General features: G+C 66.0%; 10 protein-coding genes. 2 read left to right on the top strand and 8 right to left on the bottom strand.

The window, feature by feature from the left end:
- Window positions 1-19: 19 nt before the first annotated feature.
- Window positions 20-940, top strand: coding sequence for a LysR family transcriptional regulator (locus PKE75_RS06370; protein WP_271167878.1), 921 nt, complete (start codon window positions 20-22; stop codon window positions 938-940).
- 63 nt (window positions 941-1,003) lie between these two features.
- On the opposite strand, the gene PKE75_RS06365 is transcribed toward PKE75_RS06370, so the two are convergent.
- Entirely contained in the window at window positions 1,004-2,503 is a 1,500-nt protein-coding gene (locus PKE75_RS06365; RefSeq protein WP_271167877.1) for a CoA-acylating methylmalonate-semialdehyde dehydrogenase, read from the bottom strand.
- 123 nt (window positions 2,504-2,626) lie between these two features.
- On the opposite strand from PKE75_RS06365, the gene PKE75_RS06360 reads away from it, so the two are divergent.
- On the top strand, window positions 2,627-3,517 hold the full coding sequence (locus PKE75_RS06360; protein ID WP_271167876.1) for a LysR family transcriptional regulator: 891 nt from the start codon (window positions 2,627-2,629) through the stop codon (window positions 3,515-3,517).
- Window positions 3,518-3,629: 112 nt separating this feature from the next.
- Here the strand turns inward: PKE75_RS06360 and PKE75_RS06355 are convergent, their stop codons facing one another.
- From PKE75_RS06355 to PKE75_RS06325, 7 genes are all read right to left on the bottom strand, one after another.
- On the bottom strand, window positions 3,630-4,130 hold the full coding sequence (locus PKE75_RS06355; RefSeq protein WP_271167875.1) for an ester cyclase: 501 nt from the start codon (window positions 4,128-4,130) through the stop codon (window positions 3,630-3,632).
- 70 nt (window positions 4,131-4,200) lie between these two features.
- Window positions 4,201-5,238 carry a phenylacetaldoxime dehydratase family protein gene (locus tag PKE75_RS06350; protein WP_271167874.1) on the bottom strand — a complete coding sequence of 346 codons (1,038 nt, stop codon included), beginning with the start codon at window positions 5,236-5,238 and terminating at the stop codon, window positions 4,201-4,203.
- A gap of 198 nt (window positions 5,239-5,436) precedes the next feature.
- Window positions 5,437-7,188, bottom strand: coding sequence for a nitrilase-related carbon-nitrogen hydrolase (locus tag PKE75_RS06345; protein ID WP_271167873.1), 1,752 nt, complete (start codon window positions 7,186-7,188; stop codon window positions 5,437-5,439).
- A gap of 48 nt (window positions 7,189-7,236) precedes the next feature.
- Window positions 7,237-8,775: a sugar ABC transporter ATP-binding protein gene (locus tag PKE75_RS06340; protein ID WP_271167872.1), complete on the bottom strand. Its 1,539-nt coding sequence runs from the start codon at window positions 8,773-8,775 to the stop codon at window positions 7,237-7,239.
- A gap of 71 nt (window positions 8,776-8,846) precedes the next feature.
- Entirely contained in the window at window positions 8,847-10,064 is a 1,218-nt protein-coding gene (locus PKE75_RS06335; RefSeq protein ID WP_271167871.1) for a sugar ABC transporter substrate-binding protein, read from the bottom strand.
- Window positions 10,065-10,161: 97 nt separating this feature from the next.
- Window positions 10,162-11,187 (bottom strand): ABC transporter permease, encoded by a 1,026-nt coding sequence (locus PKE75_RS06330; protein WP_271167870.1) that lies wholly within the window; start codon window positions 11,185-11,187, stop codon window positions 10,162-10,164.
- Window positions 11,184-12,176, bottom strand: a complete 993-nt coding sequence (locus tag PKE75_RS06325; RefSeq protein WP_271167869.1) for an ABC transporter permease — start codon at window positions 12,174-12,176, stop codon at window positions 11,184-11,186. The genes PKE75_RS06330 and PKE75_RS06325 overlap by 4 nt, the downstream gene beginning before the upstream one ends.
- Window positions 12,177-12,234: the final 58 nt, after the last annotated feature.

Genomic DNA, 12,234 nt, shown 5'->3' with positions numbered 1-12,234 from the left:
TCAACGCCGATAAATCCGCATGCCATCCGCATTTTTGCAGGCAGATATGGACTGGGACGATCTCAGAATCATCCTGCAGCTCGTCCGGGCCAAGCAGATGACGGCGGCCGCGAAGGCGCTCGGGGTCGACGACTCCACCGTCGGCCGGCGCGTGGCGCGGCTGGAGAAGGCCATCGGCGCGCCCCTGGTCGAGCGCGCCGGGCGACGGACGGTCATCACCGAGCAAGGTCAGAAGGTCGCGAAGGCCGCCGAACGCATCGAATCCGTCATCCTGCGGGAGATCACCGGCCTCGGCGAAGAGGCGTCGCTCGTCGCGGGGCGGGTCAGGATCGGGGCGCCCGAAGGTTTCGGCGTCGGCTATCTGGCGCGCCGGCTGGCGGAGCTGTCGTTGCAATACGAGCGCCTTGAGACGGAGCTCATAGCGTTGCCGAGGACGTATTCGCTGGCGACGCGGGAGGTCGACATCGCGATCACGCTCGAAAGGCCGAGGACCGGTCAGCTGACCGTCCGCAAGCTCATCGACTACGCGCTGCAGATCTATGGCACGGACCAGTATTTCGAGGCGCGCGGGACTCCTGCGGCCACGTCCGATCTCAAGCGCCATACGCTTGCCGGCTACATCCCCGAGTTGCTCTTCACGGAGGAGCTGAGCTTCGACACGGTCGGCGACGGCGAGAAGCTGCCGCTCGCGGTCCGCAGCACCAGCGTGATCGCCCAGGTCAACGCAGTTCTATCCGGCGCGGCGATCGGCATCTTGCCTCGGTATCTCGCTGCGGCCCATCCGGAGCTTAGGCCGATCCTCACTTCCGAGGTTCATTTCGTCCGGAGCTACTGGATCGCCGTCCATGACGATCTGAAGCACTTCTATCGCGTCCGCGCGGTGCTTGACGCCATCGTGTCGCGCGTACGCCAAGACGCATCCATTTTCGCGGGACCGTAGGCGTCTGCGATAGGCCCGGAGCGCCGCAAGCCGAAGCCGCGGCGCTCGTCTGGATCGTCTGGCCTACTTCATCGTCGGCATGATGAAGTCGGCGCCGGCGCGGATGCCGGTCGGCCAACGCGAGGTGATGGTCTTCAGACGCGTGTAGAAGCGGACGCCCTCCGGCCCATGCATGTGGTGGTCGCCGAACAGCGAGGCCTTCCAACCGCCGAACGAGTGGAACGCCATCGGAACGGGGATCGGCACGTTGATCCCCACCATCCCGACTTGGATGTCGTGCGCGAACTCGCGCGCCGTGTCGCCGTCGCGGGTGAAGATTGCGACGCCGTTTCCGAATTCGTGTTCGTTGACCCACTTCGCGGCGGTCGCATAGCTGTCGGCGCGCGCGACGGCCAGCACGGGACCGAAGATCTCCTCCCTGTAGATCTTCATCGCCGGCGTCACGTGGTCGAACAGGCTTCCCCCAATGAAGTAGCCGTTCTCGTAGCCCTGGAGCTTGAGGTCCCGGCCGTCGACGACCAGCTCGGCGCCTTCCGCCACGCCCGCGTCGACATAGCCGCGCACCTTGTCGAGGTGCTGCTTCGTGACGAGCGGACCCATCTCGGCCTCCGGATCGGCGCCCGGTCCGACCTTGAGGGCGCGCACGCGCGGCTCGAGCTTGGCTACAAGGGCGTTCGCCGTCTCTTCCCCGACGGGAACCGCCACCGAGATCGCCATGCAGCGCTCGCCTGCCGAGCCGTAGGCCGCGCCCATGAGCGCGTCCACGGCCTGATCGAGGTCGGCGTCCGGCATCACGATCATGTGGTTCTTCGCGCCGCCGAGCGCTTGGCAGCGTTTGCCCGTCCGGGCCACGGTCTCGTAGATGTGTCTCGCGATCGGGGTCGAACCGACGAAGCTGATCGCCTGAACGTCCGGATCGTTCAGCAGCGCGTCGACCGCCTCCTTGTCGCCCTGCACCACGCCGAACACGCCGTCGGGCAGGCCGGCCTCCCTGAGCCACTTCGCCATCAGGAGCGAGGCGGAGGGATCGCGCTCCGAGGGCTTTAGGATGAAGCAGTTTCCGCAGGCGAGCGCGACCGGGAACATCCACATCGGCACCATCGCCGGGAAGTTGAAAGGCGTGATGCCGGCGACGACGCCGAGCGGCTGGCGGACGGAGTGGCTGTCGACCCGCGTGCCGACGTTCTCGGTGAACTCGCCCTTCAGGAGCTGCGGCGCGCCGGTGGCGAACTCCACCACTTCCATGCCGCGCTGAATCTCGCCCTTGGCGTCGGAAAAGACCTTGCCGTGCTCGGCGCTGATGACCGTCGCGAGTTCGTCGATCCGCTCCTCGAGAATGCGGAGGAACGCGTTGAGGATGCGGGCCCTGCGCAGCGGAGTCGACCGCGCCCAGCCAGGCGCGGCCGCGACCGCCGCCCCGACCGCCGCCCGCACGTCCGCCTGCGAGGCTAGCGCGACCCGTCCGGACTGCTCCCCGGTCGCGGGATTGTAAACGGGCGCGTGGCGGTCGCTCGCTCCCGCGAACTCGGCGCCGCCGATGAAGTGATTGATGGCCGTCGCCATGCGTTGATCTCCTGTCCTGGCCTGCGCTCACCTGGGCCGCGCAGCCTCCTCGCCATCTCGTCGGACTTCACGGCCCACACATCAACGACCTTGTTTCGGCAAAGGTTGTGCGAAAAATAGAGGATGGACTGGGATCACCTCCGCATTCTGCTCGCCGTCGCGCGCCATGGACAGTTGCTCGCCGCCGCGCGGCGCCTCGGCCTCAATCACTCGACCGTCGCACGACGGCTCGACGCGTTGGAAGCGGCGCTGTGCGTGGCGCTCTTCGACAGGCGCCCGACAGGTTGCGTGCTCACTCAGGCCGGCGAGCGCCTGCTTCCGGTCGCGGAGAAGATGGAGTTCGAGCTGCTCGGCGTCGCGGAGGCGATCCGCCGGGAAGAGGACGACGTGTCGGGCGCCGTTCGGATCGGCGCCCCGGACGGTCTCGGCAACTACTTCCTTGCCGCCGAACTGGGGCAGCTCGCCTGGCGGCATCCGAACCTAGTGGTGGAGCTCGTTCCGCTGCCGCGCGCGTTCTCACTGTCGCGCCGGGAGGCTGACCTCGCCATTGCGCTGGATCGCCCGGCGGAAGGACGGCTGACCGTCTCGCGCCTCATCGACTATTCCCTCAGCATCTATGCGGCGCAGGCCTATCTGGAGAGGCACGCTGCCCCCTCAACGGTCGAGCAGATCCGCGACCACGCCGTCGTCACGGGGGTCGAGGACCTCGCTTACGCTTCCGCCCTCGACTATTCAGTTGCGCTTGAGCGCCATGCTGGCCGGACGTTCCGGTGCGCCAGCGTCATGGGCCAGATGGAAGCGGTCCGGGCTGGCGCCGGAATCGGCGTGCTGCACGACTTCGCCGCCCGCTCGGTCGAAGGCCTTGTGCGCATTTTGCCGTCGATGCGCTTCAATCGCAGCTATTTCCTGCTGTCGCACCCCGACGCGGCCGCGATCCGGCGCATCGCGGTGCTGCGCGACTTCGTGATCCGGCGGTTCAAGGAAGAGCGGCGCAGGTTCGCGCCGCACGACTGACCCGCCGGCGCCCGTCCCGGTCCCGCCCGATCAGGCATCCGCGCGGGAGCCACCGAACGCTCGGCGCCCAAGCGCCCGTCGCTGACGTACGAAGCTTCCGGCTCGCCAAATTCTATATCATTTCCCGGATCGGCAGGACGCCCGGAATCCCGGGCGGGGGCATGACGGCGCCGGTCTTTGAGTAGAACGTCAGACGGTCCGAGATCGCAGTATCGGACACAATGAGGCCATCATGGAATTCGACCAAGTGGATCTGCTGCCACGCAATGATCCGCCCCGAAGCGCTGGCGCCTGCGTATTCGCGTGTGTGCGTGCCACGCAGAACCACATAGGCCGAGAGCCGCTCGGCGACATTGCCGCGCCCCACATGGTGCGCGTCGTCTTCGGAAGTCATCCAGTTCCCCTCGATCAGCGTGTTGATGTCGGGGAACGCCTCCCGGAGCCTCTCGACCCATGCCCTGATCCCGGCGACGCCCTCCACGCGTTCGGCCGCATCCGGAAACCATCCAACGAACTCGGGGTGAAACAGGCGATACAACGCTGCATAATCGCCGCCATTGACGACCTGATCGAGAAAGGTGCTGAACGCGACTTTCTTGTTGGGGGATTTCATGAATGTCTTCCTGATTGTTGTCTGCCTGCAACGGCGCGGACTGGAAGCAGCGGCGGGGCGTGGCGCATGTTCAGCTGTCTACGGCGTCGAACCAAGGAAGCAGACCTAGCTGGGGATCACAATTTATGTATTCAGCGAGCATTCGCCCCGTCTGCACCAAGAACTGATCGACCCAGACCACCAATTGCGCCGTCTCGCCTGCCGCGCCCACTTCGCCCAACATTTTCATGTAAGAGTTGTACAGTGCGACATGCGAAGGCTGCGTGCGCGCCGCGCGCTCGAGGTGACGAAGGCTCTGGAAGTAGATTAATTGCGAGAGCTTCTCTGTGCTCTCGCCCGTCTCGAGTTCCAGTTCCGCCACCTCCCTGACAACGAGCGCTCCGCTGAGCTCGGGATTCTCAGCCAGGTACTTGATCCATTTGGCGAGGGCGGGCTTGACCTCGGTGTCCCAGGACTTCCGTTCGATCGCCCCGGTGACATAGGTCGATTCTTGACCCTCGCGCACAAGCAAAATGTTGTTCGGAGCGTCGACTATCACGCGCCGACCGAGAGTGTTAGGCCGACGACGCGGCAACGGCTCGACGCCAAGCTCGGGTTCGAACGAATCTTGCTGCGACGCTCGCATGCGGTCCCGATATCCGCCCCAATAGCCCCAACGCTGCGTGGGCGGCGCGCCAAGAAGACTTGTCAGCCCGACATGGCGGTCAGACGCCAGTCCAAAGTATACTCCCCCGACACGGCCGATATCGGGCGAGACGATTTCTCGCCAATACCCGAATGGACCGTCCGGAGACAACGACTCCCACCATTCCGGAAAATTTGAAGATGCGAGCCAATTTTCGTAGGATTCCCGCGATAACCAGTACGCGATGAGAATATCTTCGTGAACGCCACTTGAGACGCCATGGCACCGCTCGACTCGCGCGGGCCCATTTTCGAGAGCGAAGTAACGCCTCGAGGTGGAGATGAATTCTTCAGCGTGCCCCGCCTCCGGAGCCTGAAAGCCGAATTGCCCGAAGATGATTTCCGTGACGCCCTGGGGATAATTGATTTCGCGGCCAGGATTGTCGGATTCGATGAACTCTGGCGTCTGATGGTTCAGTGACATCAATTCGAGGCCTCCAGTAAAAATAATTACGCGTCCTGGCGCGGCTGCGCGATTTAGCGTCGCCCATGATGCGCTTCGTTTTACGTCGCGCGTTGTCGTTATTGCTTCGTCCGCTGCAGGACAAAGGCTCGCCACGCGAGACTTTCGGGGCGCTTACGCCCCGGCACGCTCGTCCTGTCCGATCGCCGGGGCCCCGACTTAGGCCGGCGCGCCTCGCGGCTTCTCGATCAGCTTCTTGTAGAGGTGCGGCAGTCGCATAAGGACGAGGTCCTTGCGCCGGACGACGCTGGACGGATAGGGGCCGGAGCTGGTCGTGTCGATCTCCATCGCAGCGACGCCCGCCCCCCTCTGCTGGACCGCCTCGCATCTCGGAAAGGCGAAGGTGTCCGGACCGAACACCCCGCTTTTCCCATCGAAGCCCTGTTCGGCGTCGAAGATATTGGCGAAGGCGAGATAGACGTTGTTCTCCCCGGCCCTGACGCGAAAGTGGTGCCAGTGCCAGGGATCGGGGCCGGTCGGGATCGGATAGTTCTGCCGCACCGCGGTGCCGCCGTGGCCGCGCACGAAGGCGCCACGCTGCGCCGCGGAGACGGCGATGACGTCGCAACCAAGCAGCGCGAGCGACCGTCCCGCCTCGGGGAAACTCGCGTCATATCCCGTCAGCAGGCCGATGCGCCCTTCGGGCAGGTCGAAGACCTCCCACCGGTCGCCGGCGGTCGCCCAGCTCCTAGTCGCGGCCGTCAGGTGGACCGATCGATAGGAGCCGACGAGCCCCTCCGGCCCGACAAGTGCGACCGTATCATGGAAGACGCCGTCGCCCCGCTCGGCGAGGCCAGCGACGATGTGCATGCGACGTTGCGTGGCGATCTCTATCAGCCGCGCCACGGCCGGCCCGGATAACCGCTCGGCGAGATCAGCCTTCGCCGCCGGACCGCCAGTGAGGCAAAGCTCGGGAAGCACGAGAAGATCGACGCCCCGCCCTGCGGCCTCGTCAGCCATCGCTTCGATCGTCGCGAGGTTCCGCGCCACGTCCCTTTCCGGAGCGAACTGCGCGACGCCGACATGGGAGCGCCGACCGGGCGGGATCGGGGAATGGCCGTAAAGCTTGAAGAAGTCGGAGGGATTCCACGCGAAGGTGTTGGTGGCGACGTTCATGTACATCTCGGGCCGACGATCCTCGAAAGTCGGCTCCCCGAGGACGCGCCGCGCGCGCGAGGCCGCGAGGTCGATCTCCGCATAGGCGACGCCGTCGCCGGAATCGATCACCGCGGCGATCGACCCGTCGGGGGCGATCACGCAGCTGCCGCCGGAAAACTGCACCGTGCGCTCGAGCCCCCAGCGGTTGCTCTCGATCAGCCAACAGGAGTTCTCGAACGCTCGGCTCATCCAGTAGGGCGCGGGCGTCCGCTCGGCGAGCCAGTTCGAGGTGTGGCAGATCACGTCCGCCCCCTCGAGCGCGACATGGCGGGCTGTCTCGGCGAAATGGAGGTCCATGCAGATCAGGATCGCGATCCGTCCGAGCGAGGTCTCGAACACCGCATGTCCGCAGTCGCCGGGCGCGGCCCATTTCGGTTCGGAGATATAGGGATGCGTCTTGCGGTGGCGGCCGATGAAGCCCTCCGGCCCGATGAGCGCCGCAGAGTTGTAGTAAAGGTTGGTCTCCGGATCGCGCTCGGGCATGCCGATCACGACGTGGCAGCCGTAGCGCCTGGCGACTTCCGAGAACCGGTCGGTCGTCGGGCCCGGAATGTTCTCAACGAACGGAGCGACCTCGTCCCGGTCGACCCAGCAATAGCCCGTCGTTCCCATTTCGGGCGTGACGATGAGCTTCGCGCCGTCCTTCGCCGCCTTCTCGACCAGCGCGAGGAGCGACGATACGTTCTCATCTTTGCGGAACATCGTCGGCTCGAACTGGACCGCCGCCGCCTTGTAACGCTTCGCCACTGTCATGCTCCTAAGTCATTGAAAATATTGGGTCGCCGATCCCGCGGCCCCGTCTCAGCTCTGCGCGCCGATTTCGCCCGAAGCGCTCGCCGGGTTTCCCGTCAGGAGGGCCATCATGGTGTCCTCCTCCATCTCGGCGTTGGCGAGCGACGCCACGACTCGGGACCGGTAGAGCACCAGGCAGCGGTCCACGAGCGAGATCAGCTCTGGTATTTCCGAAGAATAGACGAGCACCGAGCCTCCCCGGTCGGCGAAGCTCCTGATCGCGGCGTAGATCGTCTCCTTGGTGCCGACATCGATTCCGCGCGAGGGATCGAACAGCAACAGCGTCTTCGCGCCCGTCATCAGTGCCCGCGCGATGATCGCCTTCTGTTGGTTGCCGCCCGACAGCGCCCCGATGCGGAAAGGCAGGTAGCGCTGGCCGAGGTCGAGTTTGGCGGCGGCGTCTCTCGCCGCCTTGCGCTCACGTGTCGGCGATATGACCCCGGCGACGCTGAGCTTCGACAGACGCGGGAGCGTGATGTTGCTGGCGACCGGGAGGCTGGCGAAGATTCCCTCGGTTTTCCGCTCCTCGGGCACGAAGGCGATGCCGCCTGGCGCCTTGAGCGCGTCGCGCGGGCAGGAGAACGACTGCAGCCGATCCTCGACCACGATCTGGCCGGCGGTCTGTTTCTCCTCACCCGCGAGCGCCCGGAACAGCTCGCGCTGTCCTTGCCCTTCGAGCGCGGCGACGCCGAGCACTTCGCCTTCGCGCAGCTCGAACGAGACCCCATCGACGTTCCTGGCGCGGAGGTCGTTCACAACGAGACGGCAGGCGTCGCTCCTGCGCGCGCTCGGCGTTGGTCTGCCGCTGCGAGCGCTCGAACGTCCGACCATCGCGAGAAAGATGTCCTGATCGCTCGCCTCTGCGAGCCTTAGCGCGCCTGAGGAGCGGCCGTTGCGCAGCACGGTCGCGCGCTGCGCGACCTGGCGGATCTCCGCCAGCCGGTGCGAGATGTAGAGAATGGCTCCGCCGGCGCTTGCGCGCTCCGCGATGGCCTCGAACAGCCAGCCGGGATCGGTGAGCGCGGCCGTCGGCTCGTCGAGGATGAGCAGGTCCGGGCGCCGCTCGAGAGCGCGGATCAGCTCGATCTGCTGCCTCTGCGCGAGCGTTAGCCGCTCGATGGTCTGTCTGACCGGGATGTCGCCGCCCCAGCGGCGTAGGATCTCGGCCGCCTTCTCCTCCATCCGGAGTCGCGAGTTCAGCCCCCAGTGTTTCAGCGAGCGCGGCAGAAAGAAGTTCTGCGCCACCGACAGGTTCGGGACGAGGCTGAGCTCCTGGAACGCGGCGACGACGCCGCGAGACCGGGCTTCAAGGATGGATCGCGGCGCATAGACCGCGCCGGCGAGCGTCATCACGCCGGAATCTGGCCGGACCACGCCGGTGAGACTTTTGACGAAGGTCGATTTTCCCGCGCCGTTCTCGCCGAGAAGGGCGTGCACTTCGCCGGTCCCGATCTCGATCGAGACGTGCTCGAGCGCCACGGTCGAGCCGTAGGCCTTGGACAGGCCGCTGATGGCGAGCATGGGCTGGCGTTCGCTGGAGGCGTCCATCTTCGGTCTCCGGTTTCGAGCAATGCGGAGGAGGCGCCGCGGCCGGGGCGAGCGGCCGCGGCAAGCCGACCTCAGGGCTGCACGGTCGCCGTGGCGGTCGTGAGCTTGTAGAGATCGGCAGGGGGATCACAGCGGTTGCAGTTGATCCCCGGTTCATTAGCCGCCTTGACGATTTCCTTCGGCAGCGGCTGGATCGTCATCCCCGGGACCGGCTCGCCCGTCAGCGCCGACTGCAGGTTGATCTCGGGCAGAAGCGCCGGGTCATAGATGACGGTCGAGAATCCCTGAGGCACCAACTTGGCGTCGAAGACGTTGCAGCCGTCGGCGATGGCCTCGCCCTGGCAGGGCTTCATCTCGTCCGACCGCGCCCAGGGAAGCGGATACTCGATGTTGACCGGCTCGAGATCGCGTTTGCCGGTCAGGATCTCCATCATCAGCTTGAACGCGTAGCCGGCGGTGGCGGGCGGCGAGCCCGACGAGACGCCCTTGAGTCCGCGCGCCTTGTAGTCCTCGTTGAGGAAGCCCTGGCGGAAGCCGTTCATGTTCTCGCCGACGATCGGCATGAGCTTGCCGCCGCGGTCGACGACGGCGTTGAGCGTTCCCGCTTCGCCGAGCTCCGACCAGATGCCGTCGACGTCCGGATGGGCCGCCAGCGCCTTCGCCGTCTCCTGCTGCGCGATGCGGTCGTCCCAATAGCCGTAGTATTCGGAGACGACCTTGATCCCCGGATATTTGGAGAAGATGTGCATCGCGCCTTCGTAGTGGCGCTTGTCCACCGACGTTCCAGGCACGCCTCGAACCATGAAGATCTTGCCCTTGCCGCCGAGCGAATTGACGAGCTCCTGCGCCGTGTTCTCGCCGAAACCCGCAGAGATGTAGCTGACGTTGTAGGCGCACCTCTCGGTCACGGTGGAGTCGTACATGAAGAACTTCACGCCGCGATCGCAGCCTCGCTTCACGACGCGGTTCAGCGCGGTGGGCGAGATGGGGAAGCTGATGACGCCGTCGGCCTTGGCGTCGATCATGCTCTCATAGGCCGCGATCTGCGCCTGGGGATCGGTGCCGGAGATGACCTCCTTCAGCTCGACCATCTTGTCGTAAGGCGGAGTCTTCGCCAGCGCCTTGATGATGTTCGCCGTCTCGCTCATCCAGTTGTTCCCGGAGTAGCTCAGGCTCAGATAGATCTTGTACTTCTTCTGCGGCGCGTCCTGCGCGGAGGCCGCGCCGAGCAGGCCCGTCAGTCCAAGCGCGAGCCCGAAGCTCGCGGCCGTTAGCTTGCCGAACTTCATGCGGGGTTCCTTTCGGGATCGGGAAGTCTGGTGAAGATCGCAGCGAGTGAGGCGCGTCGCGCCTTGCTCGACGCAGGTGAGCGCGGAGAAGGGCGAGCTAGCCGCCTGCACCCCTCACGCGCCGCGCGACGGAGGCGAAGACGCCGGAGATCCAGCCGCTCTGGACGAGCAGGGCGCCGACGATGATCAGGCCCGACAGGATGGTTCGCCATCCCTGGCCGAGGCCGCTCGCAGCGATGAGGGACTCGAGCGTCGCGAGGAACAGGGCCCCGCAGATCGTGTTCACGAAGTTGCCCGATCCTCCCAGGATCGACGAGCCGCCCACAACGACCGCGGCGATGCTCGGCAGCAGATATGGATCACCCATCCGCAGGGTCGCGCCGTTCGAATACCCGACCAGCATCGCGCCGGAGAGCGTGGCGCAGAGCCCGCTCGTCGCATAGACGAGGATCGTCGTCGAAACGATCGGCACTCCGGCGATCCTGGCTGCCCGCCGGCTCGATCCGATGGCGTAAACCTTGCGCCCGAAGGTCGTGCGGCTCTGCAGCGTCCACGCGACCAGGCAGAAGAGCAGCACGAACACGATGACGCTCGGCGCGCCGAGGATGTCGCCCTTCATGAGCAAGAGCAGAGGCGGCGGCGCGGCTCCAAGGGTCGTGCCGCCGGTGTAGCCGAGGGCGAGCGAGGCGGTGACGATGCCGACGCCCATTGTCATGATGAAAGGGGGGATGCCTACCATGGCGACGCCGATCCCGTTCAGCGCGCCGATGCCGGCGCCGAAGGCGAGCACCACCGGCATCACACCCCAGAACGTCGCGGAATCGCCGCCGATCCAGGTCGTCGTCAGCACGCCGCCGAGCATCATCACCGAGCCGACCGAAAGATCGAGGCCGCCGGTCAGGATCACGAGACCCTGGCCGAAGGAGATGACGAGAAGAAACGAGACGAGCAAGAGGATCGTGTAGATCTGGCTCCAGGATCCGAGCGCGGGGCTGATCAGCGGCGACGCCGCCACCATGCCGGCGGACAGCGCGAACAGGCCCATGGCGGTGAGCGCTTCGCCGGAGAAGCGGGCGGCGCGGCGGGTGTCCGTTGGCGCCTCGAGGGTGGCTTCGACGGTCACTTGGCATCTCCTGAGGAGGCTGCGCGGCTCACAAGCCGCCCGAACAGGATGGCGAGGATCAAAAGCGCGCCCTGCGAGGCTCCGATGTAGAAGGACGAGACGCCGGCGGCGAAAAGCACCTTCTGCATGAGCATGAGGACGCAGGCGCCGATCAGGCTGCCCACCACGCCGCCCTGCCCGCCCGTGAGGCTGGTGCCGCCCAGGGCGACCGAGGCGAAGGACAGCAGCAGGAACGGCATGCCTGCGTTCGGGTCGCCCGTCGCGGTCTGCGCCGACAGCATGAAGCCGGCGGCGCCGTAGCATGCGCCGGCGAGCACGTAGGCCCAGAACCGGCGCCGCGCGACGGGAACGCCCGAGAGCCCCGCGGCGCCTTCGTCTGCGCCGATCGCATAGAGCGAAAGTCCGAGATCCGTCTTCCGCAGCAGCAGCCAGGCCAGAGCGAAGGCGAGCACCACAAGTCCCGATGCCGGGGCGAAGCCGAACACGACGTCAGTCATCTCGTAGCTGACCCACTCCGCGACGGCGCCGCCCGGCGCGTTCAGGATCAGGAGCGCGATCCCCTGGCAGACGATCATCACGCCGAGCGTAGCGGCGATGGACTGTATCCCCCGGAAGGCGACCAGCAAGCCGCTGACCGCGCCGATCGCGCCGCCTATGGCGAGACATGCAGCGAAGCTCGCAGCTCCACCCCCGGCGTCCTCCATTGGGAAGACAGCCATGAATACAGAGACGATCGAGATCGTGCCGGCGAGCGACAGGTCGAAGCCGCGCGTCAGGACGACGATCGTCTGGCCGGCCGCGGCCAACGCGAGCGGCGCAGCGTTGTTCATGAGATCCGTGAAGGTCGCGAGCGAGAGCGCCCCCGGATCGTAAGCGGCGTAGACGCCGTAAAGGACGACGTAGAACACCCCGGCCATCAGCGCGCCGTTCGCGAACAGCGCCCGTGAGGGGCGCGTTCCCGGCAAGCTCTCGTTCGGAACCAAGCTCATTTCGCCTCCAATGGACGAACGGCTCCCGCGCCTTCCCACATTGGGAATTCGCAAGGCT

The sequence above is a fragment of the Hansschlegelia plantiphila genome (genome assembly GCF_027922265.1).
GTDB classification, from domain to species: domain Bacteria; phylum Pseudomonadota; class Alphaproteobacteria; order Rhizobiales; family Methylopilaceae; genus Methylopila; species Methylopila plantiphila.
This window is presented reverse-complemented; position numbering and strand designations above follow the sequence as displayed.